Below are 21,863 nucleotides of genomic sequence, written 5' to 3'. Positions count from 1 at the left end.
AAGGTAAGGCTCGCCTAATTGGCTTCCATGGAGCTGCCGAAGGGGAGTACCGCATGCGCGTCGCCATGTTCGGCTACCAGACCTGGGGGCACCGCACCCTCCAGGCCCTGCTGGACTCCGACCACGAGGTCGTCCTCGTCGTCACCCATCCCAAGAGCGAGCACGCCTACGAGAAGATCTGGGACGACTCCGTCGCCGACCTCGCCGAGAAGCACGGCGTCCCCGTCCTGCTGCGCAACCGGCCCGACGACCCCGAGCTGCTCGCCGCGCTGCGCGACGCCCGGCCGGACATCCTCGTCGCCAACAACTGGCGGACCTGGCTGCCGCCCGAGATCTTCGACCTCCCCCCGCACGGCACCCTCAACATCCACGACTCGCTGCTGCCCGCCTACGCGGGCTTCTCCCCGATCATCTGGGCGCTGATCAACGGCGAGGAGCGGGTCGGCGTGACCGCGCACCGGATGAACGACGGTCTCGACGCGGGGGACATCCTGATCCAGCGCGCGGTGCCGGTCGGCCCCACCGACACGGCGACCGACCTCTTCCACCGGACCGTCGACCTGATCGCGCCGCTCGTGCGCGAGTCCCTCGACCTGATCGCCTCCGGGCAGGACGCCGGACGCTGGCTGCCGCAGGACCGCGGCCGGGCCAGCTTCTTCCACAAACGCTCCGCCGAGGACAGCCGCATCGACTGGACCTGGCCCGCCGAGCGGCTGGAGCGCCTGGTCCGCGCCCAGTCCGACCCGTACCCCAACGCGTACGCCTACCATCGCGGACGGCGGCTGCGGATCGTATCGGCGGCGGTCTCCGAGGGCCGCTACGGCGGCACCCCCGGGCGGATCTTCATCCGCGAGGGCGACGGGGTGGTCGTGGTGGCGGGCGCCGATGCCCACACCGGCCGCCACCCCGGGCTCCTGGTGCGCCGGGTGCGGACGGACGACGGCACGGAGTACGCGGCCGGCGACTGGTTCCGCACGATGGGCGGGTATCTGACGTCGCATCCCTGACCCGGTGACGGCGCGGGGGCGCGGTCGCCCGGACGGGCCCGGCCGGGACGCCTCCGCGCCGGGCACCGGCGACGCTGGGAGCCAGCCGCCCCCGGGAGCGGGAGCCCATGACCGGACGCGGCGAGGCCGGTGACACCGATGACACCCATGACACCACCGACACGGATACCGGCACCGGCACCGGCACCGGCACCGATGACAGCGACCGCGGCGGTGTGCCGCCCGCGCGCCCGGCGGCGGCCCCGGTGCGCCGTCCGCTCCGGGACCTGACCGCCGTACCGCCGGATCTGCGGGCCGTGGACGGGGCCGGTGTACGCGGCGGTGGCCGCGACGTCCACGCCGGCGCTGGACCGGTCGCTGCGCCGGCTGTCGCGGGCCGCCGACCACTCGAAGATCTCCCTCGGTGTCGCCGCAGCCCTCGCCCTCGCCGTGACCGGCCCCGCCGGGCGGCGGCGCTCGGGGTGGGCGCCCTCGCCCTGGGCTCCACCGCGGCCGACGTGCTGGGCGAACGACTGGTGCGGCGGCCCCGGCCGGACCGGGAGGCGGCGCGGGTCGCGGGCGGCCGGCGGGTGCCGATGCCCGCGTCGGCGGCGTTCCCGTCCGGGCACACGGCCGCCGCGGTCGCCTTCGCCACGGCGGTCGGCGCGGTGCTGCCGGCGGCGGCCGTCCCGCTCGGCACCCTGGCGGGCGCGGTCGCCTACGCGCCCGTCCGCACCGGCGTGCACTACCCGGGGGACGTGGCCGCCGGTGCGGTGCCCGGCACGGCGAGCGCGGCGGCGGTGCCGGCCGCCGGAGCCCGCCTGCCCCGCGTCCGCCGGTCCGGGCGCGAGGTCACCACGGCAGCTGTGCCAGGTGGGCGGTGACCCGGTCCCGGTCCCAGGCGCCGTCGGCGACCAGCAGCCGGTAGCGGTAACCGAAGGACTTCCCGGGCGCCAGCTCGAACTCGTCGAAGAAGGCCCAGGAGAAGGCGACCGACGGGACCGGTTCGGCACGCACGAACCAGTGCGAGGGGTGGATCGCGGTCCGCTCGTCCAGATTCTCGGGGGCGTGCGCGAAGACCAGGGTGGAGTGGGCGTCCACCTCGTCGTGTTCGGCGGTGAACGCCAGCCACGGTCCCTGAGTGCCCATCAGGTGCGCGGCGCCCGCGCGGTCGGGGGTGAAGGCGGTGCCGCCGGTGAAGTCGCGGGGGCCGCGCCACTGGAGGCCGGTGTAGCCGGCCAGCTCGCGGCCCGCCGTGGTGGGGGAGCCGAAGACCAGGGGTTCGGCGCGGGTGTTGGTGAGCCGGATCGACCAGTCCAGGGCCCAGGAGCCGGTCCGTTCGTCCACCGCGTGCACGGTCAGGCCGCGTTCCTCGCGGGCCCACTCGGCGCCGCCGTTCACCACCCAGGTGAGGTGCTCGGTGACGGCCAGCCGGTCCCCTGCCGTCTCGAACGCGCCGAACCCGTCGTGCCGCATCGAGCCGACGCGCTCCGGCAGGGCCAGGTAGCCCCGGCCGGGGACATAGCTGTTGCCGCCCCAGAAGTTCTGGCCGGAGAGGTGGCTGGCGGTCATCTGGACGCCCTTGTGCCAGCGGTGGTCGCTGGGCCGGTAGCCGGTGACCGTGCGGCCGGACAGGGTGCGCAGCGGATGGGCGTACGGTTTGCGGGACTCGAACGGGTCGGGGTCGGGGCGGTAGACATACCGCAGGATCTCCGTGCCGTTCGCCGCCGTGACGGTGATGTGCTCGCCGTGGGTGTGGGTGACGCGGAGGTTCACGCGCGCTCCCGCGGGGCCCAGTCGGGGTGGCCGCCGTGCATGGCCGCGTGGAAGGGGTCACCGGGGACGATCTCGCCGGCCCGTACCGGCCGTCCGGTGAACGCCGCCTTGTAGAGGGCGGCGGCGAACTCCAGCGTGGCGCGGGCCTCCGGTCCGCTGCCCGGGGGCCGGGCGCCCGCGTCCCAGGCGTCGAGCAGGGTGCCGAGCTGCGCGGTGTGGGAGCTGGGCACGTCGGCGGCGGGGGCGCGCCAGGCCGCGGCGCGGGCGGGGCCGACGTGCCGGGCGGGCGTGTAGGTCCAGTCCTCGTTGCGGTGCCCGTACAGGTGCGTCAGCTCCACCGTGGCGTCGGCGCAGTCGATCCGGACCCGGCTCACCTCGTCCGGGGAGAGGACGCTGTTGACGACGGTGGCCAGGGCGCCGTTCGCGAAGCGGACGAGGGCGGTGGAGACGTCCTCGCTCTCGGTGTCGTGGACCAGCCGCGCGGCCATCGCCCGGACCTCCTCCCAGGGGCCCAGCAGGTGCAGCAGCAGGTCGTACTGGTGGATGCCGTGGCCCATGGTCGGACCGCCGCCCTCGGTGGCCCAGCGTCCGCGCCAGGGCGCCGCGTAGTAGGCGGCGTCGCGGTGCCAGGTGGTCTGGCAGTGGGCGACCAGCGGGGCGCCCAGCTCGCCGCCGGCGATCAGCTCGCGGGCGTGCGCGGCGCCGGAGCCGTACCGGTGCTGGAAGATCACGGAGGCGTAGCCGCCCGACGCCTCCTCGGCCGCCGCGATGTCGTCGTACTCGGCGAGGGAGAGGCACAGCGGCTTCTCGCACCACACCCAGGCACCGGCCTTGAGCGCGGCGACCGTCTGCTCCCGGTGCAGCGACGGCGGCGTGGCGATCAGCACGAGATCGGGACGTACGGCGTCCAGCATCGCGCCCATCGAGGTGTACCCGACGACGTCCGTGCCCGCCTCGGCGCGGAAGGCGTCGAGCCGGGCCGGGTCGACGTCCACTGCGGCGACGAGGTCGACCCGGTCGGCGTGGGCCCGCAGGGCGGGCAGGTGGCCGCCGGCGACGACGGCACCGGTGCCGACGACGGCCGCGCGGCGGCGGGGAGCGAGCGGGGGCATGCGGTCTCCTCGGGACTACGGACGGCACGGGAGAAGGGATGGGGCAGGACAGGGCGGGGCGGCAGGCGTAGAAAGCGCTTGCAGGACGGCTAGACCCTAGGCGGCGGGCCGAGGTGCGGACAACCCCCTCGGGCGGGCCGGGCGGAATCCGGTCTTCCGGGCGGGTGCCTCGCCCGGGCCGCAGCGTTTGCGGGGGCCGCCGCCTGCTGGTCGACTGTCGGCGGGGGCCGAGTCCGGTCGCGTGAGGCGCCGGCACTCCCCTTCGGCTCCCCCAGGGAAGGAGTTCAGGCGTGAGCACCGATCCGAGGCCGGCGGCGACGACGGCACATTCCGACGGCAGTCAGCCGTGGCTGCACCAGCAGGGCCGGGTCATCCAGGAGTTCGGCACCGTCAAGCAGTTCCCGTTGGCCCTGTCGATGGAGACCCGCCTCTACTCCGCCCAGCGGGTGAACAAGGTCCTGGCGGACACGCGCATCCTGCACGACCTGTACAAGAAGTACCACTGGCTGATGCGCGGCGCGACGTTCTACCAGCTCCACCTGCTGATGGACAAGCACGCGGGCGAGCAGCTCGCACTGATCGACACGCTGGCGGAGCGGGTGCAGACGCTCGGCGGCGTCTCGATCGGCGACCCCCGGCACGTCGCGGAGATCACCACGATCCGCCGGCCGCCGGACGGGGTCGAGGAGGTGCCGGCGATGCTGTCGCGGCTGCTGGAGGCGCACGAGCAGATCCTCGCGGACTGCCACGACGCGGCGGCGGTCGTCCAGGAGCAGGGCGACGACGGGACCAACGACATCCTGGTGTCGGACGTCATCCGCACCAACGAACTGCAGTCCTGGTTCGTCGCGGAGCACCTGGTGGACACGCCCCTGGTACGCGTCTAGGGCCTGCCGTTCGGATCACGCCGCAGACGCGGGGAAGACGCAGCCGATTCCCCGCGACCTGATCCAAACGACAGGCCCTGGCCCAGGACGTACGGAGACAGAGCGGACCGGTCCCGGGCGCGACGTCCGTCCGGGGCCGCCTCGTGGGCAGGCCCGACCAAGGACGAGCGAACGTGGACGAGACTCCCGAGACGGCCCCCGGCGGCCGGAACGGACAGAACGGCCAGGGCGACGAGAGCGGCCGGGCCGGCCGGCACCCGCACCACGCCCGGGAAGGCCGCTGGACACGGTTCCGGAAGGGGCCGTGGTGGCCGGCGAGCGTGCTGGTCGTGATCCTGGCGGCGGCGGCCGGTCTGTTCGCCGGGTCGTACACGTACACCATGGCGAACCCGACCCCGCACCAGCTCCCCACCGCCGTCGTCGGCTCCTACGAGGAGGCGCGCGGCAAGGAGTTCCTGGCGGGGCTGGGCAAGGCGCTCAACTCCTCGGTGCGCACCCATGCCTACGATTCGCGGGCCGAGGCCATGGAGGCGATCGAGGAGCAGTCCGTCTTCGCCGTCTTCGAGCTGAGCGACGACGGCCGGAAGGTGCTGCTCGACCTCTCGTCGGCCTCGGGCGCCTCGGTCGCGGAACTGCTGGAGCAGGCGGCCCCGGCGGTGGGCAGGGCGACCGGAGTGGCGGTCTCGGTCCGGGACGTCAATCCGCTCCAGGACGGTGACCCGCGCGGCCTGGCCATCTTCTACGTCTCGCTCGCGGCGGTGATCATCGGTTTCGTCGGCGCGATCCAGCTCAGCGTGCACGCCCGCGCGCTCACCCCGCTGGAACGGATCGCCTTCACCGTCGCCTACTCCCTGCTCGGCGGCTTCGTCATCGCGGCGGCCGTGGACTGGCTGCTGGGCGCGCTCGACCTGCCCTTCGTGGAGTCGTGGTCGATCCTCGCGCTCACGATGTTCGCCAGCGGCATGACCTTCACCATGTTCAACACCCTGTTCGGCCGTTGGGCGATGCTCCCGACCTGGGGCGTCATGATCCTGCTGGGCAACCCGTCGTCGGGCGGGGCGGTGTCCTGGCCGCTGCTGCCGTCGGCGCTGGGCGTGATCGGGCAGTGGCTGCCGCCGGGCGCGTCCGTCAACGCCCAGCACACGGCGGTGTACTTCGCGGGGCACCAGCACGCGTTCCCGTTCCTGGTGCTGGCCGGGTGGGCGCTGGTGTCGTGCGCGGTGTTCTGGATCTGGCGGCACCGGCACCCGGGCGGCCGGGACAAGAAGCCGCCGGAACTGGCACCGCCGGCGGACGCCTGAGTCCGGGAGGGCCCGGGGAAGGGCTCCGGGCGCGATCACCACGGCTTTCTCGCACAGGTCGCCCGGCACGGGGATGCTCCGGGGAACGGTCCGCTCCCCGCCCCTGTCGGGCCTCCGGCAGGGGCTGCGATCATGTGGCCGGGGACGCGGGCGCGGCCTCACCCCCGCAAGGCCGACGCCACTGGGCCAGAGGACCGTGTCCGCCGCTCCCCCGCCGTCCTCGAAGCCCCGAAGCCCTCCTGGAGTTGAGCCATGGCCCTCGACGTCGCCGCGATCCGCGCCCGCGTGCCCGCCCTGAAGTCCGGGACCGCCCGGTTCGACGCGCCCGGCGGCACCCAGACCCCGCAACCGGTGATCGACGCGATCGCGGCGGCGCTGACCGGCCCGCTGGCCAACCGGGGCACGACCACCGAGGGCGAGCGCAACGCGGACCGCATCGTCACCGAGGCACGGGCGGCCCTCGCCGACCTGCTCGGCACTTCGCCCGGCACGGTCGTCTTCGGGCGCAGCGCGACCCAGCTCGTCTACGACCTGGCACGGACCCTGGCCAAGGGCTGGGGGCCGGGCGACGAGGTGGTGGTCACCCGGCTCGACCACGACTCCAACATCCGGCCGTGGACGCAGGCCGCCGAGGCGGCGGGGGCGACCGTGCGGTGGGCGGAGTTCGACCCGGCCACGGGAGAGCTGCTGCCCGAGCACCTGACGGCGGTGCTGTCGCCGCGCACCCGGCTGGTCGCGGTCACCGCCGCATCCAACCTGATCGGCACCCGGCCGGACCTGCCGGCGCTGGCCGCCCTCGCGCATCGGGCGGGGGCGCTGTTCCACGTGGACGCGGTGCACTACGCCTCGCACGCGGCGGTGGACCTGGCGGCGCTGGGCGCGGACACCCTGGTCTGCTCGCCGTACAAGTTCCTCGGCCCGCATCTCGGCGTGCTGACCGGCCGCGCGGAACTGCTGGAGTCGCTGCACCCGGACAAGCTGCTGCCGTCCGCCGACACCGTGCCGGAACGTTTCGAACTGGGCACCCTCCCCTACGAACTGCTGGCCGGCGCGCGGGCCGCGGTGGACTTCCTCGCCGAGCTGGAGCCCGAGGCCCGGGGCACCCGGCGCGAGCGGCTGCTCGCCTCCTTCGCCGCGCTGGAGGCGCACGAGGACACGCTGCGGGCGCGGCTGGAGCGAGGGCTCGCGGAGCGGGGCGGGATCACGGTGTACGCGCGGGCCGGACGGCGTACCCCGACCCTGCTGTTCACGGTCACGGGCCACCGTCCCGCGGAAGTCTCCCGGCGATTGGCGGGGCACGGCGTGGACGCCCCGGCCGGATCGTTCTACGCGGTGGAGGCGGCGCGGGCGCTGGGCCTCGGCGACGAGGGCGGGGTGCGGGTGGGTCTGGCGCCGTACAGCAGCGCGGAGGACGTCGACCGGCTGCTGGAGGCGCTGGCGGCGCTGGACGCGTAGGGCCCGCCGCCGGGACCGGACGGCGGGGAAGCCGCTGTGGCTGGAGTCACGGCGGGGAAGCCGCTGTGGCTGGAGTCACGGCGGGGAAGCAGCGGCGACAGGAGAACCGCGGTGGCCGGAGCCTCGACCGGGAGGCCGCGGTGGCTCCAGCCCCGACCGCTGCTGCGATCATGGCCGGATGACACGGACCGACCTGCCCCCGGCCTGGGACGAGCGCTCCCTGCTGACGACCTTCCTCGACTACGCGCGGGCCACCGCCGTCGCCAAGTGCGCGGGACTGGCCCCCGAGGACGCCGGCCGGGCCCCGCTGCCGGGATCACCGCTGATGACCCTGGGCGGGCTGATCAGCCATCTGCGCTGGGTCGAGTACTACTGGTTCGAGGTGGTCTTCCTCGGGGCGGAGAGCCGGGTCCCCTGGACCGAGGAGGACCCGGACCGCGAGATGCGCATGGGCGCCGAGCGTCCCCTCACCGAACTGCTGGCGGAGTACGAGGAGCAGAGCGCCCGGTACCGGGACCTGGTCGCCGCCACCGACCTGTCGGCCCCGGCCCGGCGGACGGTCCGGGACGGGGTGCGCGTCACCCTCGGCTGGATTCTCATGCACCTGATCGAGGAGACCTCCCGGCACAACGGCCACGTGGACATCCTCCGGGAGCTGGCCGACGGCACGACGGGCGACTGACACCCCCTCGGCCGGGCCACGTCCTCCCCGCCGGCGCGCCCTCTTCCGAGGCACCACCCCCTGGCGCCCCCCTTTCCCGGCGCCCCCCGCCGGGCGTCCCCTCTCGGCGCTCTCCCCTCCCGGCGGTTCAGCCCTCCGCCGCCAGCCGGTCGAGCCACTCCCTGAGCAGGTGCTGCTCCGCGCCGCTGAGGGTCTCCTGGTCGGAGAGCGCGGCGCGCAGCGCGCGGGCGGCGCCCGCCGGGCCCTTCTCCCGCACCGCCGGCTTCTGATGGGTGACGGCGGTGACCATGGCCTCGCGCAGGGCGGTCAGCAGGGCGGGGTCGCGCCGGTCCTCCGGCAGGGACAGCCAGGTGAGCACCGCGCCGCGCACGGTGGCGTGGATGATCTGCGCCGCGAGCCGCTCCTCGACGCGCAGCCAGCCGCCCGCGGCGAGCCGCCGTATCCGGCCCATCAGGATGCGCATGCCGGCCTCGAAGGCCGGTGAGGCGGTGCGGCTCGGCTCGGCGTACATCAGCGTGAACAGCGCGGGGTGGGACAGTCCGAACTCGGCCGCCACGTCCCAGCCCGCCCGCAGGTCCGCGATCGGGTCCGGCGGGTCCGGGTCGACCCGCTTGCTCGCCAGGAACTCCGTGAAACCGTGTTCGGCCACCGCGTCGAGCAGTCCCTCCTTGTCACCGAAGAGCCGGTAGATGGCCGGCGGCTGGAGACCGGCCGCGTCGGCGACCGCGCGCGTGGTGACCGCGTCCCGCCCCTCCCGCGTCAGCAGGTCGATGGCGGCGTCGATGACCCGCTGCCGGGTCTCCTCACGAGTGGACATGGATCAAAGATACGGCATCACTGGTGCCATCGTTATTTCCAGTGTTACCGTTTTACTGTTTCCACTGGAACCATCCAGCGGGACCCCCTTCGCCATGCCACTGGAGCGCATCATGATCATCGTGACCGGAGCCACCGGACAGCTGGGCCGGCAGATCGTCGAGCGGCTGCTGACCCGCGTGCCCGCCGAGCGGGTCGGCGTCAGCGTCCGCGACCCGGAGAAGGCGCGGGCGCTGGCCGACCGCGGGGTACGGGTGCGGCAGGGCAGCTTCACCGACGCCGCGAGCCTCGCCCACGCCTTCGAGGGCGCCGCGCAGGTGCTCCTCGTCTCCGTCGACGCGATGGGCGAGGAGTGCGTCAAGCGGCACCTCGCGGCGATCGAGGGAGCCGTCGCGGCGGGGGCCCGCCGCATCCTGTACACCAGCCAGATGGGAGCGAGCCCCTCGTCGCGCTTCCAGGCGTGCCGCGATCACGCCGCCACCGAGGAGGCCCTGCGCGCCTGCGGCGTGCCCTTCACCTCGCTGCGCAACGGCTTCTACGCCGCCAGCGCGGCCCACTTCGCCTCGTTCGGGGTCGATTCGGGCCGGCTCCCGCTCCCCGCGGACGGGCCGTTCGCCTGGACCGCGCACGCCGACCTCGCCGAGGCGGCCGCCGTCGTCCTGGCCGACGAGGGCCGCTTCGACGGGCCCACCCCGCCGCTCACCGGGAGCACGGCGCTCGGCTTCGACGAGGTCGCCCGGACCGCCGGTCAAGTGACCGGCCGGGCCATGACCCGCCTCACCGTGCCGGACGACGAGTGGCGGGAGCAGATGACGGGCCGGGGCGTGCCTGCGGAGACGGCCGAGCAGTTGCTGGGCATCTTCACCGCCGCCCGCGCCGGTGAGTTCGCCACCGTGGACCCGACCCTGGCCACCCTCATAGGCCGCGAACCCGTCTCGCTGCGGACGGTGCTGCGCGAGACCCTGGCGGCCTGAGCGGCACCCCCCGGGGCGGGAGACCCGAGCACCCCGCCCGCACCCCCGGCACACGAGTGAGCCCCGGGGGGCGGCCCCCGGGGCTCAGGTACCGCCCTCGCCGTCAGGCGAGCGGCACCGTCACCTCGCCCGTGCCCTCGGCGTGCGCACCACCGGCGACCTGGACGGCGAACGGCCGGTCGGTGCCCTCGGCGGTGACCCGCAGCACCTCACCCTCGCGCCGCACACGGAACGTGGCGGCGGGGACGCCCGTCGCGTCCGGTACGACGGTCTCGGCCGCGTAGTCGGCCCCTGCGGCCGGGTGGACGAGCAGCGTCGGGGTGTCCAGCCAGTCGCCGTCGGGCCGCTGGTCGTCGGCGGCCAGCGGCAGCACGGCGCCCTCGCGGACGTACAGCGGGAGGCTGTCGAAGCCGTGGCGTTCGGTGCGCCAGGCGGGTCCGGTGACCCGCTCGCCGCTGAGGAGGTGGGTCCAGGTGCCCTCGGGCAGGTAGACCTCGACCTCGCCATCCTCGCTGAACACCGGCGCCACCAGCAGGTCGGGGCCGAGCATGTACTGCCGGTCCAGCGGGCGACAGGCCGGGTCACCGGGGAATTCCAGGACCATCGGCCGCATCATCGGCACGCCGGTGCGGTGGGCCTCGGCGGCGGCGCCGTACAGGTAGGGCATCAGGCGGTGCTTGAGGAGGGTGAAGCGGCGGGCCACGTCCACCGCCTCGTCGCCGAACTCCCACGGCACCCGGTACGAGGAGGAGCCGTGCAGCCGGCTGTGCGAGGAGAGGAGGCCGAAGGCGAGCCACCGCTTGAAGACGGCCGGGTCGGGGGTGCCCTCGAAGCCGCCGATGTCGTGGCTCCAGAAGCCGAAGCCGGACAGCGACAGGGACAGGCCGCCGCGCAGGGACTCGGCCATCGCGCCGAAGGAGGACCAGCAGTCGCCGCCCCAGTGGACGGGGAACTGCTGGCCGCCGGCGGTCGCGGACCGGGCGAACAGGACGGCCTCGCCCCGGCCGCGCTCCCGCTCCAGGAGTTCGAAGACGGTCTGGTTGTAGAGGTGGGTGTAGTAGTTGTGCATCCGCTCCGGGTCGGAGCCGTCGTGCCAGACCACGTCCGTGGGGATGCGCTCGCCGAAGTCGGTCTTGAAGCAGTCCACGCCCTGGTCGAGCAGCGGCTTCAGCTTGGCCTGGAACCAGGCGCGGGCGTCGGGGCTGGTGAAGTCGACCAGGCCCATGCCGGCCTGCCACAGGTCCCACTGCCACACGTCGCCGTTCGGCTTGCGGACCAGGTGGCCGAGTTCCGCCGCCTCGTCGAAGAGCGGGGACTTCTGGGCGATGTAGGGGTTGATCCAGGCGCTGATGCGCAGCCCCTTCTCCTTGAGGCGCTTGAGCATGCCCTCGGGGTCGGGGAAGACGTCCGGGTCCCACTCGAAGTCGCACCACTGGTACTCGCGCATCCAGAAGCAGTCGAAGTGGAAGACGGAGAGCGGGATGCCGCGCTCGGCCATGCCGTCCACGAAGGACGTGACGGTGGCCTCGTCGTAGGACGTGGTGAAGGAGGTGCTCAGCCAGAGGCCGAAGGACCAGACCGGCGGCAGGGCGGGGCGGCCGGTGAGGGCGGTGTAGCGGCCCAGGACGTCCTTCGGGGTGGGGCCGGCGACGACGTAGTACTCCAGCGTCTGGTCCTCGACACTGAACTGCACCTGGCCGACGGACTCGGAGCCGACCTCGAAGGAGACGGCACCGGGGTGGTTGACGAAGACGCCGTAGCCGCGCGAGGAGAGGTAGAACGGGATGTTCTTGTACGCCTGCTCGCTGCTGGTGCCGCCGTCCGCCTGCCAGACATCGACGACCTGGCCGTTCTTGACGAACGGGGTGAAGCGCTCGCCGAGGCCGTAGATGTTCTCCCCGACGCCGAGCGCGAGGCGGCTCAGCATGTGGTGGGCGCCGTCGCCGGTGGTGGCGAACGCCGTGCTCTTGGCGTCCGCCCGGGTCAGCTCCCGGCCGTCCGCGTCATGGAAGGTGAGGCCCCAGGGGCCGGAGCGGTCCAGGCGCAGGGTGAGCGGGCCACTGGTCAGCTCGGTGACCGTGCCGTCCTGACGCACCTCGCCGGCACCGCCGGCCGCCTCGTGGAGCGCGAAGCCGGGACCGGGGTGCCGCCTGCCCGCGTGGTGGGTGACCCGGACGCCGATGACGCCCTCGGCCGGCGAGAAGCAGTCGACGGTGATGAGCGGAGCGTTGAGTGTGTCGCCCCGCCGTGTCACCTTCTTCACGGCGGCATGCGCGGTGAAGCGCTTCGACTGGGCGCGGACATCGCGTACTTCGGTGGCGTACGAGAGGTGCACACCCTCGCGGACGAGCCAGAAGCCGTCGGTGAACTTCATGATCTTCCTCGGGTGGGGCGAGAGCGGTCGGATAGCAGTGCGTGACGTCTCAGGAGCATTTTGATCGTACACAAAACAAATCAGCGCGGAAGGGCTTCGGCCCAGCCTTTTCGCCGGTGAACCGGCCTTGAACTGGCCTGTTCACCGAAGGGAACGAGGCACTCACGGAGCGAAGGGTCGCCTGGGGGGCTAGCGCGGAAGCGGCTCCGTGACGTATTAGTCATGCCATCAAACAAAACCGTCCGGCGTGGGAGCCGACGGTACGACAGCAAGGGCCGCACGATGTCGAAGCGCTTCAACCCCACTCCCGAGGACAGGTTCACGTTCGGTCTGTGGACCGTTGGATGGCAGGGCAGGGATCCGTTCGGGGACGCGACGAGGCCGGAGCTTGATCCGGTGGAGTCGGTGCGGCGTCTGGCGGAGCTGGGCGCGTACGGGGTGACGTTCCATGACGACGACCTGATTCCGTTCGGGGCGTCGGAGTCGGAGCGTGAGGCGCGGGTGAAGAGGTTCCGGCAGGCGTTGGACGCGTCGGGCATGAAGGTGCCGATGGCGACGACGAACCTGTTCACGCATCCGGTGTTCAAGGACGGTGCGTTCACGGCGAACGACCGGGACGTGCGCAGGTTCGCGTTGCGCAAGACGGTCCGCAACATCGATCTGGCGGTGGAGCTGGGTGCCGAGGTGTATGTGGCCTGGGGCGGGCGTGAGGGTGCGGAGTCCGGTGGGGCGAAGGACGTGCGGGACGCGCTGGAGCGGATGAAGGAGGCTTTCGATCTGCTGGCGGAGTACGTGACCTCGCAGGGGTATGAGCTGAGGTTCGCGATCGAGCCGAAGCCGAACGAGCCGCGGGGGGACATCCTGCTGCCGACGGTGGGGCACGCGCTGGCGTTCATCGAGCGGCTGGAGCGTCCGGAGCTGTTCGGGGTGAACCCGGAGGTGGGGCACGAGCAGATGGCGGGGCTGAACTTCCCGCACGGGATCGCGCAGGCGCTGTGGGCGGGCAAGCTGTTCCATCTGGATCTGAACGGTCAGTCGGGGATCAAGTACGACCAGGACCTGCGGTTCGGGGCGGGGGATCTGCGGTCGGCGTTCTGGCTGGTGGATCTGCTGGAGTCGGCCGGGTACGACGGGTGCCGGCACTTCGACTTCAAGCCGCCGCGCACGGAGGACATCGACGGGGTGTGGGCGTCGGCGGCGGGCTGTATGCGCAACTACCTGATCCTCAAGGAGCGGGCGGCGGCGTTCCGTGCGGACCCGGAGGTGCGTGAGGCGCTGGCGGCCTCGCGGCTGGACCAGCTGGCCCGGCCGACCGCCGAGGACGGACTGGCCGGGCTGCTGGCCGACCGGTCGGCTTACGAGACGTTCGACGCGGAGGCCGCCGCCGCCCGGGGGATGGCCTTCGAACACCTCGACCAGCTCGCCATGGACCACCTCCTCGGCGTCCGAGGCTGACCCCCTCGGGTCCGCGGGTCGGCCGGTGCCCGCGGACCTCATCGCATCCGCCCCGTGACACCGTGGTCGCGCGGGCGGGCCGGCACTCCCTCGCACTCAAGGGCACCCACCGTGACAGCACACCCTCCGGCCGCCGCGCCTCGCCGGCGCCGTCGCTCACGCACAGCCGCAGCCCCGATCGCCGCCGTCTCCGTCCTGGTCGCCGGGGCGGCACTGACCGGCTGCGGGCAGCAACCCGACGCCGATGTGTACACCGTGATGAACTCCTCGACCGACGAGTCCTACCACCGCTGGGACGCGGAGGCGATGGCCCGCTGCGGCAAGCAGCTCGGCGTCACCATCGAGCAGCAGAGCGTCCCCGCCGCCCAGGTCATGACCAAGGCGCTGCGCATGGCCTCCTCGAAGTCGCTCCCGGACATCATCCAGTTCGACGCCTCCGAGATGCCGACCTTCGCCGACGCCGGCGGACTGGTCGACCTCAAGTCCATCGGCCTGAGCACCCAGGACATCCCCGAGGGCATCGTCGACTTCGGCTCGTACAAGGGGACGTACTACGGGGCCGCGCGCTCCGTGAACACCCTCGCGCTCTTCTACAACAAGGACCTGCTCGACCAGGCCGGCGTCCCCGTCCCCACCACCTGGGACGAACTGCGCGAGGCCGCGAAGAAGCTCACCCAGGGCAAGCGGTACGGACTGGCGCTCAGCGCCGGTGGCGCGGAGGACGGCGTCTTCCAGTTCATGCCGTTCATGTGGTCCAACGGCGGTGACGAGTCGAAGCTGGACAGCCCGCAGGTGGCCCAGGCGCTGGACTACTGGAAGGCGCTGCTGGCGGACGGTTCGCTGTCGAAGTCGACGGTCAACTGGACGCAGGCGGACGTCAACGACCAGTTCATGGCCGGCAACGCGGCGATGATGATCAACGGTCCGTGGCAGGTGGAGACCCTCAACACGGACAAGTCCCTGCACTGGGAGATCGCGCAGATCCCGGTGCCGAAGGCCGGCGACGACTCGGTCGGCCCGCTCGGCGGCGCCATCCTCACCGTGCCCAACACCGGTGACGAGCAGCGCGAGAAGACGGCCGGGAAGATCGTCGCCTGTCTCTCCAGCCAGCAGGAGCAGCTCACGTACGCGCTCAACAGCTGGATGGTGCCGGCCAACTCCAAGGCCGCCGCCGTCTGGCGGGAGAAGGTGCCGGAGCTGGACGCGCTCGCCGACCAGGTGGCCGTCGCCCGGTCCCGTACCGCCCAGCTGGGCGCGGGCTGGTCGAGCGTGTCGCTCGCCCTGCAGAGCGCCTTCCAGTCGGCTCTGACCGGCGAGTCCAGCGAGGCCGCCCTGAAGCGCGCCCAGCAGCGGGCCACGAGCGGGAACTGAGGTACGCGACCCATGACCACGCCCACCGTCACCGCGACACCGGCCGCCGGAGCGGCCAAGCCGGCCACCGCTGCGGACCCGAACCGGCTCCGGCGCCGCCGCAGGCTCGCGCAGTGGGGCTTCGTCGCCCCCGCCGTCGTCTTCATGCTGCTGTTCTTCGGCTACCCGCTCGTCCGCAACGTCGTGATGAGCTTCCAGCACTACACGCCGAAGACGTTCTTCACCGGTGAGTCCCCGTTCAACGGCACCGACAACTGGTCGAACGTCTTCCAGGACGCGCTGTTCGGCAAGGCCCTGTGGCACACCCTGGTGTTCACGGCCGGCTCGCTGCTCGGCCAGTTCTGCATCGGCCTGGCGCTCGCCGTCTTCTTCAACCGGCGCTTCCCCCTGGGCGGGGTGCTGCGCTCGCTGATCCTGCTGCCCTGGCTCGTGCCGATGGTGGTGTCCGGCATCGTCTGGCGCCGCATCCTCGACCAGGACACCGGCGTACTGAACACCTTCCTGGACACCGTCGGCCTGGGCAGCGGCCACACCCCGTGGCTGACCAGCCCGAACATGGCCCTGCTCTCCGTGATCCTGGTCAACATCTGGATCGGCATCCCGTTCAACATGGTCATCCTCTACGGCGGTCTCCAGGAGATCCCGAAGGAGCTGCACGAGGCGGCCGCCCTGGACGGCGCCTCCGCCTGGCGGACGTTCCGGTCCGTCACCCTGCCGATGCTCAAGCCGGTGGTCACCGTCGTCCTGGTGCTGGGCTTCATGTCGACGGTGAAGATCCTCGACCTGATCCTCGCCCTCACCGACGGCGGACCCGCCGACGCCACCCAGACCCTGGGCACGCTCACCTACCAGAACTCCTTCGTCCAGCTGGACTTCGGGGCGGGCGCGGTCGTCGGCAACGTACTCATCCTGATCTCCGCGGTGTTCGCGGTGTTCTACCTGCGGGCCAACCGCACCGAGGGGAAGTGACGTCCATGGCCTCGCAGACCACCACGGCACCCACCGCCGCGCCCAGGCGCCGCTGGGGTTCCACGATCGCCGGTGTGCTGATCCTGTGCGTGATGCTCTTCCCGCTGTACTGGATGCTCAACACCGCGCTCCAGCCGGAGTCCGGCCTGCTCAAGGTCGACCCGGTGCCGGGCGGCCTGGACCTGTCCGGCTTCTCCAAGGCCATCTCCGACCAGGGCGGCCATCTGCTGACCTCGCTGGTGGTCTCGCTCGGCGCGGTCGTCATCTGCCTGGCGATCGCCGCGCCGGCCGCCTACGGGCTGGCCCGGTTCGGGCTGCGCGGCTCGAAGACCATCGTCTTCGGCACGCTGATCACCCAGATGGTGCCGGGCATCGTCATCGCCAACGCGCTCTACAACTCGTACGTCGACCTGGGCCTGGTCAACTCCTACTTCGGCCTGATGCTGGCGGACGCCTCGCTGGGCATCCCGTTCTCCATCGTGCTGATGCGCTCCTTCATGGTGTCCATCCCCGGTGAGGTGATCGAGGCCGCGCAGATCGACGGCGCCGGCGCGGTGCGGACCTTCCTCAAGGTGGTGCTGCCGATGAGCCGCAACTCCCTGATCACGTCGGGACTGTTCGCGTTCCTGTTCTCGTGGAGCGACTTCATGTTCGCGCTCACCCTGAACACCACCGACGAGGTCAAGCCGGTCACCCTGGGCATCTACCAGTACATCGGCGCGCACGTCGGCGACTGGGGTTCGGTGATGGCCGCGTCGGTGCTGTCGGCGGTCCCGGCGGCGATCCTGCTCGTCCTCGCCCAGAAGTACATCGCCGCCGGTATCGCCGGCGGTTCCGTCAAGTGACGTCCACCGCAAAGGAAATGGGTCAGCCCGCATGACTGAACTCCCCGTCTTCCCGTCCGGCTTCGTCTTCGGTGCCGCGACCGCCTCGTACCAGATCGAGGGCGCGGTGCGCGAGGACGGCCGCGGACCGTCGATCTGGGACACCTACAGCCACACGCCCGGCCTGACGGCGAACGGCGACACCGGCGACGTGGCCTGCGACCACTACCACCGCTACCCCGAGGACGTGACGCTGCTGCGCGACCTGGGGGTGGACTCGTACCGCTTCTCGATCGCCTGGCCGCGCATCGTGCCGGAGGGTTCCGGCCCGGTGAACGCCAAGGGCCTGGACTTCTACTCACGGCTGGTGGACGAGCTGCTGGAGGCGGGCATCGAGCCGGCCGCCACCCTCTACCACTGGGACCTGCCCCAGGCCCTGGAGGACCGGGGCGGCTGGCGGGTGCGGGAGACGGCGGAGCGGTTCGCCGAGTACACGGCCGTCGTCGCCGGGCACCTCGGTGACCGGGTACCGCGCTGGATCACCTTCAACGAGCCGTGGTGCAGCGCCTTCCTCGGCTACTCCATCGGCCGGCACGCGCCGGGCGCCAAGGAGGGCCGGGGCGCGCTGGCCGCCGCCCACCACCTGCTGGTCGGGCACGGTCTCGCGGTCAAGGCGCTGCGCGCGGCCGGGGTGCGCGAGGTCGGAATCACGCTCAACCTCGACCGCAACCTGCCCGCCACCGACTCCCCCGCCGACCTCGCGGCCGTGGTCCGCGCCGACACCCAGCACAACCTGGTGTGGACCGAGCCGATCCTCGCGGGCCGCTACCCGGCCACCGAGGAGGAGACCTGGGGGGAGCTGATCACCGGCGCGGACTTCCGCCGCGACGGCGACCTGGAGCTGATCTCCCAGCCGCTGGACTTCCTCGGCGTCAACTACTACCGGCCGATCGTGGTCGCCGACGCCCCGCACCGCGAGGCCGACCCGGCGCTGCGGGTGGCCACCGACAACCGGTACGAGGAGGTCACGCTCCCCGGTGTCCGGCACACCGCGATGAACTGGCCGGTGGTGCCGGAGTCCTTCACCGACCTGCTGGTGCGGCTGAAGCAGCAGTACGGCGACGCCCTGCCGCCCGTCCACATCACCGAGAACGGCTCGGCGGAGCACGACACGGTCGCCGAGGACGGCGCGGTGCACGACAGCGACCGGGTGGAGTACCTGCGCGGCCACCTGACCGCGCTCAAGGCGGCGATCGACGCGGGTGTGGACGTCCGCGGCTACTACGTCTGGTCGCTGCTGGACAACTTCGAGTGGGCGTTCGGCTACGACAAGCGGTTCGGTCTCGTCCGGGTCGACTACGAGACCCAGGAGCGCACGCCGAAGGACAGCTTCCGCTTCTATCAGGAGCTGATCGCCGCCCACCGGCGGTGATCCGGCGGGCGGGGGCCGTCCTCGCGGGCGGCCCCCGCCGTCACGCCCCGCCGCGCTCCGCGTACGCCGCCGGGTCCTCCAGGACCTCGCGGACGATCACGCCGGCCGCGCCCCGGGCCGCGTCCCCCAGCGAGGACGCGGCCCGCAGCCGTTTGCCGTCCTCGCTCCACAGCCCGGAGACCACCCGGCGGGCCAGTTCCCGGTCGACGGCCGGGGCCAGCCAGTCGATCAGCTCCCGGTAGACGCCGCCGAGCATCACCGCCTCGGGGTCGAAGAGGTTGACCGCGCCGGAGACCACCGCGCCGAGCCGCCGCCCCGCCCCCTCGATCGCCGCGCACGCGGCCGGCTCGCCCCGCCGGGCGCGGCGCCCCAGTTCGGCGACGCCCTGGACACCGGTGTCCGCGTCGATGCCGGCGGCCCGCAGCAGGGCGGCCTGACCGGCGTACTGCTCCAGGCAGCCGTGCGCCCCGCACCGGCACAGCGGGCCGTCCGGGTCGACCACCATGTGCCCGATCTCCCCGGCGAAGCCGTGCGCGCCGCGCAGCAGTTCGCCCTGCAGCACCAGCGCGCCGCCGATGCCGATCTCCCCGGTCAGGTACAGGAAGGAGCGGACGCCCTCGGTGCCGGCGCCGAACCACAGCTCGGCGAGGGCGGCGGCGTTGGCCTCGTTGTCGGAGCTGACCGGCAGCGGGCGCCGGTCGGGGCGCAGGGCGAGCAGGGCCTGCGCGAACAGGCCCTCCACGGCGACCCGCTGCCAGCCCAGGTTGGGGGCCTGGCGCACACTGCCGCCGGTGACCAGGCCGGGCAGCGCGACGTGGACGCCGGCCGGCGCGAGGTCCTGCTCGGCCGCCGAGCCGATGGCACGGGCCGCGAGCCGGGCCGCGCGGGCCAGCACCTCGGAGGGCTGGACGCCCCGGTTGTCGACGTGCTCCACGAGCCGGACCCGGTCGGTGCCGGCGAGGTCGACGACGCAGACGGTGATGAAGTCGATGTTGATCTCGACGCCGAGGCCCGCGGGGCCGGACCGGGAGACCTTGAGGACGGTGCCGGGCCGTCCGACCTGGCCGCTGCTGGTCTTGCCCCACTCCGTGACGAAGCCGTACTCCAGCAACTGCTCGACCAGGGAGGAGACCGCCGCCCTGGTCAGTCCGACGTGCGTGGCGACACCCGCTCTGGTCGCCTCCCCCGCGTCGAGCACGGCCCTCAGGACCAGACTGAGGTTGTGCCGTCTGACCGTGGCCTTGTCGGCCTTCGGTTCCAGGGGGGTCAGGTTGTTCATCATCGTGCTGTCGAGCGTATGCGACGCCGGGGGGCCGCCCGGCGCCCCCTTGCCCGGTCCGGGGGGTGCTCCTACTCTCACTTTGTGCCGCTGATAAACAAAACCCGTTCGCACAAGGACGTGCCGGGTCCCCCCGCCGAACTCGTCCGCCTCCGTTCCGTCCTGACCGCCTTCTTCGCCCTGGACGGCTTCGTCTTCGCCGGCTGGGTGGTGCGCATCCCCGCCATCAAGGAGCAGACCGGCGCCTCCGCCAGCGCGCTGGGACTGGCGCTGCTCGGCGTGTCGGCGGGCGCGGTCGTCACCATGACCCTGACCGGCCGGCTCTGCCGCCGCTACGGCAGCCATCCCGTCACCGTCGTCTGCGCCGTGCTGCTCTGCCTCAGCGTCGCGCTGCCCCCGCTCACCCACTCCGCGCTCGCCCTGGGCGCCGTCCTGCTGGTCTTCGGCAGCGCCTACGGCGGGATCAACGTCGCCTTCAACAGCGCCGCCGTCGACCTGGTGAACGTGCTGCGCCGGCCGATCATGCCCAGTTTCCACGCCGCCTTCAGCCTCGGCGGCATGGTCGGCGCGGGGCTCGGCGGCCTCGTCGCGGGAACGCTGTCGCCGACGTGGCACCTGTGCGGCCTGGCCGTCGTCGGCCTGCTGGTCACCCTGGTCGCCGGGCCCGTCCTGCTGCGCTGCGCGCCGCCCGCGCCGCCGGCCCGCCCGGTCCGGGACGACGGCGCCGCGCGGCCCCGGCCGGACGCCCGTACCCGCCGGGTGGTCGTCACCTTCGGGCTGATCGCCCTGTGCAGTTCCTACGGCGAGGGCGCCATGGCCGACTGGGGCGCCCTCCACCTGGAGCAGGACCTCGGTGCCGCGCCGGGCGTGGCGGCGGTGGGGTACTCCTGTTTCGCGCTGGCCATGACCGTGGGCCGGCTGACCGGCACGACACTGCTGGAACGCCTGGGCCGGACGCCGACCGTGGTGGCCGGGGGCACCGTCGCCGTGGCCGGGATGCTGCTGGGCTCTCTGGCGCCCTCGGTGTGGGCGGTGCTGTTCGGGTTCGCGATCACGGGACTCGGACTCGCCAACATCTTCCCGGTCGCCGTCGAGCGGGCCGGGGCGCTCGGCGGCCCCGGCGGTGTCGCGACCGCCTCGACGCTCGGCTACGGCGGCATGCTGCTGGGGCCGCCCGCGATCGGTTTCATGGCCGACTGGTGGTCCCTCCCGGCCGCGCTCACCAGCGTCGCGGTGCTGGCCGCGGTGGCGGTGGCGGTCACGTCCCTGAACCGGCGCGCGATGGCGTCGGGCTGACCACCGCGCTCCCTGGGCGGGGCCTGGACCTCCCGCCCCCGAGGCACCCCTGAGACACCTCTGCGGGCGGTCACCGATCATCGAAAACCCGTTCGCCCGGCGGGACTTGGTCCGGCAGACTCACCGCTCATGGAGACCGCCGAGTTCATCGAGACACTGGACCGCGAGGGCCGGCTCATGGCCGCCGCCGCCGAGCGGGCCGGAAGCGACGCCGACGTACCGGGCTGCCCCGGCTGGCGGGTACGGGACCTGGTCGGGCACACCGGGGCGGTGCACCGCTGGGCGGCGTCCTTCGTCGCCGAGGGGCACACCGCTCCCCGCCCGATCGCCGATCCGCCGGACCTGGACGGCACCGCGCTCACCGACTGGTTCCGCGCGGGCCACCGGCATCTGGTCGACACCCTCGCCGCCGCCGCGCCGGACGTCGACTGCTGGCACTTCCTGCCCGCCCCCGCCCCGCTGGCCTTCTGGGCCCGGCGGCAGGCACACGAGACGGCCGTGCACCGGTTCGACGCCGAGTCGGCCGCCGCGGGCACCCCCTCGGACGTCGGTACGGAGTTCGCGGCGGACGGCATCGACGAACTGCTGCGCGGGATGCACGCCCGTGAGCGGAGCCGGGTGCGCAGCGAGAAGCCCCGTGTCCTGCGGGTCCGGGCGACGGACGTGCCGGACGCGGTGTGGACGGTACGGCTGTCCGGGGAACCGCCGGTCACCGAACGCGGCGCCACCGCGGACGCCGAGTGCGAGATCGCCGGCCCCGCCGGGGCGCTGTACCTCGCCCTGTGGAACCGGCGTCCCCTGCCCGAGGTGACCGGCGACGCCTCCCTCGCCGACCTGTGGCGCCGGACGTCCGGCGTGGGCTGAGGGCGGGACC

General features: G+C 72.9%; 18 protein-coding genes and 1 pseudogene. 14 read left to right on the top strand and 5 right to left on the bottom strand.

Annotation, left to right across the window (positions count from 1 at the left end):
- Positions 1-53: 53 nt before the first annotated feature.
- Positions 54-1,007 (top strand): methionyl-tRNA formyltransferase, encoded by a 954-nt coding sequence (locus tag Sdagh_RS05400; protein ID WP_189425148.1) that lies wholly within the window; start codon positions 54-56, stop codon positions 1,005-1,007.
- Between the two features lie 107 nt (positions 1,008-1,114).
- Positions 1,115-1,870: pseudogene (locus Sdagh_RS05395) on the top strand (phosphatase PAP2 family protein).
- Here the strand turns inward: Sdagh_RS05395 and Sdagh_RS05390 are convergent.
- The gene (locus Sdagh_RS05390) at positions 1,839-2,762 is read right to left on the bottom strand and encodes a DUF6807 domain-containing protein (protein ID WP_190078732.1); all 924 of its coding nucleotides are present in this window, start codon (positions 2,760-2,762) and stop codon (positions 1,839-1,841) included. The pseudogene Sdagh_RS05395 and the gene Sdagh_RS05390 overlap by 32 nt on opposite strands.
- A complete protein-coding gene (locus Sdagh_RS05385) occupies positions 2,759-3,874 on the bottom strand; it encodes a Gfo/Idh/MocA family protein (protein WP_189425152.1) in 1,116 nt (371 codons plus the stop codon). The genes Sdagh_RS05390 and Sdagh_RS05385 overlap by 4 nt, the downstream gene beginning before the upstream one ends.
- Positions 3,875-4,164: 290 nt before the next feature.
- On the opposite strand from Sdagh_RS05385, the gene Sdagh_RS05380 reads away from it, so the two are divergent.
- The 4 genes from Sdagh_RS05380 to Sdagh_RS05365 all read left to right on the top strand — a co-directional run bounded on the left by Sdagh_RS05380 (position 4,165) and on the right by Sdagh_RS05365 (position 8,199).
- A complete protein-coding gene (locus Sdagh_RS05380; protein WP_189425154.1) occupies positions 4,165-4,761 on the top strand; it encodes a Dps family protein in 597 nt (198 codons plus the stop codon).
- 173 nt (positions 4,762-4,934) lie between these two features.
- On the top strand, positions 4,935-6,062 hold the full coding sequence (locus Sdagh_RS05375; RefSeq protein WP_189425156.1) for an ABC-2 transporter permease: 1,128 nt from the start codon (positions 4,935-4,937) through the stop codon (positions 6,060-6,062).
- Between the two features lie 252 nt (positions 6,063-6,314).
- Positions 6,315-7,517, top strand: coding sequence for a cysteine desulfurase-like protein (locus Sdagh_RS05370; protein ID WP_190012232.1), 1,203 nt, complete (start codon positions 6,315-6,317; stop codon positions 7,515-7,517).
- Positions 7,518-7,695: 178 nt separating this feature from the next.
- Entirely contained in the window at positions 7,696-8,199 is a 504-nt protein-coding gene (locus tag Sdagh_RS05365; protein ID WP_189425159.1) for a DinB family protein, read from the top strand.
- Positions 8,200-8,326: 127 nt separating this feature from the next.
- On the opposite strand, the gene Sdagh_RS05360 is transcribed toward Sdagh_RS05365, so the two are convergent.
- Positions 8,327-9,016 (bottom strand): TetR/AcrR family transcriptional regulator, encoded by a 690-nt coding sequence (locus Sdagh_RS05360; protein ID WP_189425161.1) that lies wholly within the window; start codon positions 9,014-9,016, stop codon positions 8,327-8,329.
- Positions 9,017-9,128: 112 nt separating this feature from the next.
- On the opposite strand from Sdagh_RS05360, the gene Sdagh_RS05355 reads away from it, so the two are divergent.
- The gene (locus tag Sdagh_RS05355; RefSeq protein WP_189425162.1) at positions 9,129-9,989 is read left to right on the top strand and encodes an NmrA family NAD(P)-binding protein; all 861 of its coding nucleotides are present in this window, start codon (positions 9,129-9,131) and stop codon (positions 9,987-9,989) included.
- 103 nt (positions 9,990-10,092) lie between these two features.
- On the opposite strand, the gene yicI is transcribed toward Sdagh_RS05355, so the two are convergent.
- Entirely contained in the window at positions 10,093-12,363 is a 2,271-nt protein-coding gene (yicI, locus tag Sdagh_RS05350) for an alpha-xylosidase (RefSeq protein ID WP_190078733.1), read from the bottom strand.
- Positions 12,364-12,645: 282 nt separating this feature from the next.
- On the opposite strand from yicI, the gene xylA reads away from it, so the two are divergent.
- The 5 genes from xylA (at position 12,646) to Sdagh_RS05325 (ending at position 18,414) form a co-directional block, all read left to right on the top strand.
- Positions 12,646-13,818 (top strand): xylose isomerase, encoded by a 1,173-nt coding sequence (gene xylA, locus Sdagh_RS05345; RefSeq protein WP_226534599.1) that lies wholly within the window; start codon positions 12,646-12,648, stop codon positions 13,816-13,818.
- A gap of 111 nt (positions 13,819-13,929) precedes the next feature.
- Complete coding sequence (locus Sdagh_RS05340; protein WP_190077832.1) at positions 13,930-15,189, top strand: ABC transporter substrate-binding protein; 1,260 nt, start codon at positions 13,930-13,932, stop codon at positions 15,187-15,189.
- A gap of 12 nt (positions 15,190-15,201) precedes the next feature.
- Entirely contained in the window at positions 15,202-16,158 is a 957-nt protein-coding gene (locus Sdagh_RS05335; RefSeq protein ID WP_189422013.1) for a carbohydrate ABC transporter permease, read from the top strand.
- A 5-nt stretch (positions 16,159-16,163) separates the two neighbouring features.
- Positions 16,164-17,003 carry a carbohydrate ABC transporter permease gene (locus tag Sdagh_RS05330; protein WP_189422014.1) on the top strand — a complete coding sequence of 280 codons (840 nt, stop codon included), beginning with the start codon at positions 16,164-16,166 and terminating at the stop codon, positions 17,001-17,003.
- Between the two features lie 31 nt (positions 17,004-17,034).
- Positions 17,035-18,414 (top strand): GH1 family beta-glucosidase, encoded by a 1,380-nt coding sequence (locus Sdagh_RS05325; protein ID WP_190077831.1) that lies wholly within the window; start codon positions 17,035-17,037, stop codon positions 18,412-18,414.
- Positions 18,415-18,454: 40 nt separating this feature from the next.
- Here the strand turns inward: Sdagh_RS05325 and Sdagh_RS05320 are convergent, their stop codons facing one another.
- Positions 18,455-19,696: an ROK family protein gene (locus tag Sdagh_RS05320; RefSeq protein WP_189422016.1), complete on the bottom strand. Its 1,242-nt coding sequence runs from the start codon at positions 19,694-19,696 to the stop codon at positions 18,455-18,457.
- A gap of 81 nt (positions 19,697-19,777) precedes the next feature.
- On the opposite strand from Sdagh_RS05320, the gene Sdagh_RS05315 reads away from it, so the two are divergent.
- On the top strand, positions 19,778-20,989 hold the full coding sequence (locus tag Sdagh_RS05315; protein WP_370594864.1) for an MFS transporter: 1,212 nt from the start codon (positions 19,778-19,780) through the stop codon (positions 20,987-20,989).
- Positions 20,990-21,118: 129 nt separating this feature from the next.
- Positions 21,119-21,853 carry a maleylpyruvate isomerase family mycothiol-dependent enzyme gene (locus tag Sdagh_RS05310; protein ID WP_190077830.1) on the top strand — a complete coding sequence of 245 codons (735 nt, stop codon included), beginning with the start codon at positions 21,119-21,121 and terminating at the stop codon, positions 21,851-21,853.
- Positions 21,854-21,863 lie beyond the last annotated feature (10 nt).

The organism is Streptomyces daghestanicus, assembly GCF_020521275.1.
GTDB lineage: Bacteria > Actinomycetota > Actinomycetes > Streptomycetales > Streptomycetaceae > Streptomyces > Streptomyces griseoviridis.
The sequence above is the reverse complement of the archived record's forward strand: the minus strand, read 5'-3'. Positions and strand labels throughout refer to the sequence as shown.

Excerpts from the sequence above, each read along its gene's own strand:
- Sdagh_RS05400 (WP_189425148.1), top strand. The coding sequence starts at position 54 with ATGCGCGTCGCCATGTTCGGCTACCAGACCTGGGGGCACCGCACCCTC.
- Sdagh_RS05385 (WP_189425152.1), bottom strand. The coding sequence starts at position 3,874 with ATGCCCCCGCTCGCTCCCCGCCGCCGCGCGGCCGTCGTCGGCACCGGT.
- Sdagh_RS05370 (WP_190012232.1), top strand. The coding sequence starts at position 6,315 with ATGGCCCTCGACGTCGCCGCGATCCGCGCCCGCGTGCCCGCCCTGAAG.
- Sdagh_RS05365 (WP_189425159.1), top strand. The coding sequence starts at position 7,696 with ATGACACGGACCGACCTGCCCCCGGCCTGGGACGAGCGCTCCCTGCTG.
- Sdagh_RS05360 (WP_189425161.1), bottom strand. The coding sequence starts at position 9,016 with ATGTCCACTCGTGAGGAGACCCGGCAGCGGGTCATCGACGCCGCCATC.
- Sdagh_RS05355 (WP_189425162.1), top strand. The coding sequence starts at position 9,129 with ATGATCATCGTGACCGGAGCCACCGGACAGCTGGGCCGGCAGATCGTC.
- yicI (WP_190078733.1), bottom strand. The coding sequence starts at position 12,363 with ATGAAGTTCACCGACGGCTTCTGGCTCGTCCGCGAGGGTGTGCACCTC.
- xylA (WP_226534599.1), top strand. The coding sequence starts at position 12,646 with ATGTCGAAGCGCTTCAACCCCACTCCCGAGGACAGGTTCACGTTCGGT.
- Sdagh_RS05335 (WP_189422013.1), top strand. The coding sequence starts at position 15,202 with ATGACCACGCCCACCGTCACCGCGACACCGGCCGCCGGAGCGGCCAAG.
- Sdagh_RS05330 (WP_189422014.1), top strand. The coding sequence starts at position 16,164 with ATGGCCTCGCAGACCACCACGGCACCCACCGCCGCGCCCAGGCGCCGC.
- Sdagh_RS05325 (WP_190077831.1), top strand. The coding sequence starts at position 17,035 with ATGACTGAACTCCCCGTCTTCCCGTCCGGCTTCGTCTTCGGTGCCGCG.
- Sdagh_RS05320 (WP_189422016.1), bottom strand. The coding sequence starts at position 19,696 with ATGATGAACAACCTGACCCCCCTGGAACCGAAGGCCGACAAGGCCACG.
- Sdagh_RS05310 (WP_190077830.1), top strand. The coding sequence starts at position 21,119 with ATGGAGACCGCCGAGTTCATCGAGACACTGGACCGCGAGGGCCGGCTC.